The 3,658-nt window shown below is 64.8% G+C and carries 5 protein-coding genes; 2 read left to right on the top strand and 3 right to left on the bottom strand.

The window, feature by feature from the left end; genetic code table 11:
- A partial coding sequence (locus PGX04_RS24625) for an aldehyde dehydrogenase family protein (RefSeq protein WP_273740916.1) occupies nt 1-781 on the top strand: 781 nt, incomplete at its 5' end.
- Between the two features lie 205 nt (nt 782-986).
- Here the strand turns inward: PGX04_RS24625 and PGX04_RS24620 are convergent.
- Together PGX04_RS24620 and PGX04_RS24615 are read right to left on the bottom strand one after the other, a co-directional pair.
- Nucleotides 987-1,172: a hypothetical protein gene (locus PGX04_RS24620; RefSeq protein ID WP_273740915.1), complete on the bottom strand. Its 186-nt coding sequence runs from the start codon at nt 1,170-1,172 to the stop codon at nt 987-989.
- 118 nt (nt 1,173-1,290) lie between these two features.
- The gene (locus PGX04_RS24615; RefSeq protein ID WP_273740914.1) at nt 1,291-2,370 is read right to left on the bottom strand and encodes a cupin domain-containing protein; all 1,080 of its coding nucleotides are present in this window, start codon (nt 2,368-2,370) and stop codon (nt 1,291-1,293) included.
- A 144-nt stretch (nt 2,371-2,514) separates the two neighbouring features.
- Here PGX04_RS24615 and PGX04_RS24610 point away from each other — a divergent pair, with 144 nt between their 5' ends.
- On the top strand, nt 2,515-3,393 hold the full coding sequence (locus PGX04_RS24610) for a fumarylacetoacetate hydrolase family protein (protein ID WP_273740913.1): 879 nt from the start codon (nt 2,515-2,517) through the stop codon (nt 3,391-3,393).
- Between the two features lie 81 nt (nt 3,394-3,474).
- Here the strand turns inward: PGX04_RS24610 and PGX04_RS24605 are convergent.
- A partial coding sequence (locus PGX04_RS24605) for an acetate--CoA ligase family protein (RefSeq protein WP_273740912.1) occupies nt 3,475-3,658 on the bottom strand: 184 nt, incomplete at its 5' end.

Genomic DNA, 3,658 nt, shown 5'->3' with positions numbered 1-3,658 from the left:
GACGGAAGTCGGTCGACGAGTCGCCGCCACGGCGGCCGAGAACCTCGCGACGCCCGCGATGGAACTGGGCGGTAACAACGCCCACGTCGTCACCGCCGACGCCGACCTCGAGCGCGCCGTCGACGGGGCGGTTTTCGGTTCGTTCATCCACCAGGGACAGGTCTGCATCTCGATCAATCGCCACGTCGTCCACGACGCCATCTACGACGACTACGTCACCCACCTCGTCGACCGGGCGGAGTCGCTCGTCGCGGGCAGCGCCCACGACGAGGTCCACCTCGGCCCCGTGATCGATGAGTCCCAGCGCGACCAGATGCTCGAATACGTCGAGGAGACGATCGACGCAGGTGCAACGCTTGAGACGGGCGGCGGAATCGTCGACCTTGACGGCGTCGAGGACTCGCTCGTCGTCGAGCCGACAGTGCTCTCCGACGTGACGAACGACATGGTCGCGGCGTGCAACGAGCACTTCGGTCCCATCGCGCCGGTGATCCCCTTCTCCGATATCGACGAGGCGATCGAGATCGCCAACGACACGGAGTTCGGCCTCTCCGGGTCGGTGCACGCGGGCGACCTCGAGACCGCGCGGTCGATCGCCGACCGCATGGAGACGGGGATGGTCCACATCGGCGACCAGCCCATCAACGACGAAGCTCACGTCCCGTTCGGCGGCACCGGCGCCTCCGGCATGGGTGGCTACAACACTGAAGAGTTCCTCCGCGAGGTGACCGAGACGAAGTGGATCTCGATCCAGCGCGAGCCGCGCGAGTACCCGCTCTGACCGCGCCGACCGGGTGCCCACGTCGAACCCCTTTTTCGAGGGCACACTCGAGCAGATGGACGCAGACGAGAGCGGAATGAGCGGTTCCCGTGCCGCTCCGCGGAAAACGCGTCCGGTACCGCGGTGGCGATAGCGTGGAAACGGTAGTGCGGTGACGACTGACGAAGATGGAGGAGTTCGGCGCGAACGCAGCGCGATCGGCGGCTCAGTCGGCGGCTGATTCGACGCTAGCTTCGAAGACCTCCTCCGAGGAGAAAACGTCGGAACAGTCCTCGCAGACCATTTGGCGTTGAATCGCGTACTCCCAGAGCTTCCCACCACAGTTGAGACAGTCGAAGTGCGCCCGGACGAACGGATCCTCGTCGACGTACGGGTTTTCGAAATCGGCCATACGACAACGTTATGGCGACGCTCTATAAGAGCGTTGTCCCGTCGGCCGGTTCCTCATAGGACGGACACGCCGATACCGCTGCCGGCGGTGCTCACAGTCGAGGCGAACCGAGCGACCCTCACTCCAAGACTTCAGCCTCGGCGTAGAAGTTCATCGACTCGAGGATCGGCCGGTCGGTCATGCCCAGCAGGATCGCTTCGTCGTCCGGTTCGTGGTGGTGCGGGCTGTCCGGCGGCACGACGAAGAGGTCCCACTTGCCCCATTCGAGAGCCTCGCCGTCGACGTGGGTGGCGCCCTCGCCCTCGATGACGAAGTAGATCTCCGTCGAGTTGTGGAAGTGGGCGTCCGTCGGGCCCTCGTTGAGCAGCTGGGCGCGGAAGGACATGGTCGGAAACAGCGGCGCCTCCGCGGTGGCCGGATTGACGTACTCGAGGCTGTACCCGTCGTAGGGGTCCGGGTCGTCGTTGTCGGCGCGCTGCCGGAGCGACTCGAGCATCTCGTCCCAGCCGAAGCGGTACGGCGGCGTCGGCTCCTTGTTCCCCTGAAACGGGCCGGGGATGGAATCATCCATTTGCTCGTGCGCGGGGCGGCTGCGGCCGTACTGGGAGTCCCAGTAGCCCTGCGTCTTCGTGACCGGCTGGCGCTCGAGTTCGTGGTTCTCGAAGACGTGGGAGTTGTTCAGCGTGTCGAGGAACAGCGGGAGATCGAGAACGTCGAGCCAGGCGGCGGTCTCGTCGGAGTCATTGACGTGGTCGTGCCACTCCCACTGGGGCGTCGTGACGAGGTCGTTGTCCCGCATCGGGAACTCCTCACCCGCGACGACCGTCTTCATGTCCTCGTGCCCGTCGATGGTGAATCGCAGGGCGCTGGCGGCGTGGCGGTGGGAGGGAGCGGTCTCCCCGGGCGAGACCGTCTGGACGCCGACGTAGATCGTATTCGAGACGGCGTGCTTCGCGTTGATCGGAACCGCGACCCGCCGCTGGAAGCCCGGAGGGAGGTCGGCGATCGGGACGTCCTCCTCGATGCCGTCGATGGCGGCTTTGATGTCCTCCCACTTCCAGATGTTCGGTTCGAGGTCGTCGAGGAGGCCCCCCATATCGTCTTCCACTTCCCAGAGCGGGCGGAGGTTGTTCTTCTCGAGGATACTCCGCGTGTCAGAACTCAATTCCAGGAGCTCCTCCGGATCCTGCTGTGCCATGTTCGCATTTTTGTCAAACGAGACCATAAGTGTGTTGGAGCCCTCAAGCGCCCCAACGAGCGAACGACGACGGCTCGGTCGTTCCCGTTCGCATCGTCGATCGAGAAGGGATTATTTATGTGGGCATGTGACAGTGGGTCTACCATGCGATTCGTCAGATTCAACGAGGACCGATTGGGCTTGCTCACGGACGACGACCGCGTCGTCGACGTCACCGACGAACTCGGACTCGAGACGAACGATCCGCTCAAGGAGTACTCCCGGAAGGACCTCGACGCCAGCGAGTACGAGGGCGAAGCGGCCGACTACGACCGCGAGGAGGTCACCATCGAGTCCCCGGTACGCCGCCCCGGCAAGGTCATCGCCGCGCCGCTGAACTACGAGAACCACGTCGAGGAAGCCCTCGTTGACAAGGACATCGTCACCGAGGAGTGGTTCACCATCGAGGACAAGGGCTACTTCCTCAAGGCCCCCTCGAGCGTCGCCGGGCCCGAGGACGGTATCGAACTGCCGTTCAACGACCGCCGCGTCGACCACGAGATCGAACTGGCGTTCGTCATGGGCGAGGAAGTCAAGGATATCGACAGCGACGACGTCTGGGACGCGGTTCTGGGCTACACGATCCTTCTCGACGTCTCCGTCCGGGGCGACCAGGACCGCTCGAACCGCAAGTCCTACGACACGTTCACGATCGTCGGCCCGTGCGTCGCGACGTCCGACGAAGTCGGCGACCCGCACGACCTCGAGATGGAACTGCAGCTCAACGGCGAGACCAAGCAGCAGCAGAACACCGGCGGCATGATCTACAGCTGCGCCGACGTCGTCGAGTACGCCTCGATCGGGATGACCATCGAAGCGGGCGACGTGATCACGACCGGGACGCCCGAAGGCGTCAGCGCGATTTCCGGTGGTGACACGATCGACGCCGAGATCGAGAACGTCGGCTCGATGACCGTCGACGTGACCGAGCGCGACCTCGCGTTCGAGGACGTCAACGTCGAGAAGAGCCAGCAGGACGCCTGACCGCGTTCGAACGCGCCGCAGTTTTCGCGTTTTCTCCACTGTCGACGAGCGGGCGCGAACGCCTGCGTCCGCGACGAGGTCCTACGCGTCCTCGAGCGTCACCAACGCGTCGAGCGCAACCGCGTCGTCCGACTGGGCTAGCAGCGGATTGACCTCGACTTCCCTGATCTCCTCGCGCTCGACCAGCAGGTCGCCGACGGTAACGACCGCCTCGGCCACCGCGGTCCGGTCGACCACCGGGGCGCCGCGGTAGCCGTCGAACAGC

Source organism: Natrinema soli (genome assembly GCF_028618695.1).
Note: the sequence above shows the minus strand (reverse complement) of the source record. Positions and strands in the feature narration are given on the sequence as shown.

Bases quoted from the DNA above. Each gene is read 5' to 3' on its own strand.
- PGX04_RS24620 (WP_273740915.1), bottom strand. From the start codon at position 1,172: ATGGCCGATTTCGAAAACCCGTACGTCGACGAGGATCCGTTCGTCCGG.
- PGX04_RS24615 (WP_273740914.1), bottom strand. From the start codon at position 2,370: ATGGCACAGCAGGATCCGGAGGAGCTCCTGGAATTGAGTTCTGACACG.
- PGX04_RS24610 (WP_273740913.1), top strand. From the start codon at position 2,515: ATGCGATTCGTCAGATTCAACGAGGACCGATTGGGCTTGCTCACGGAC.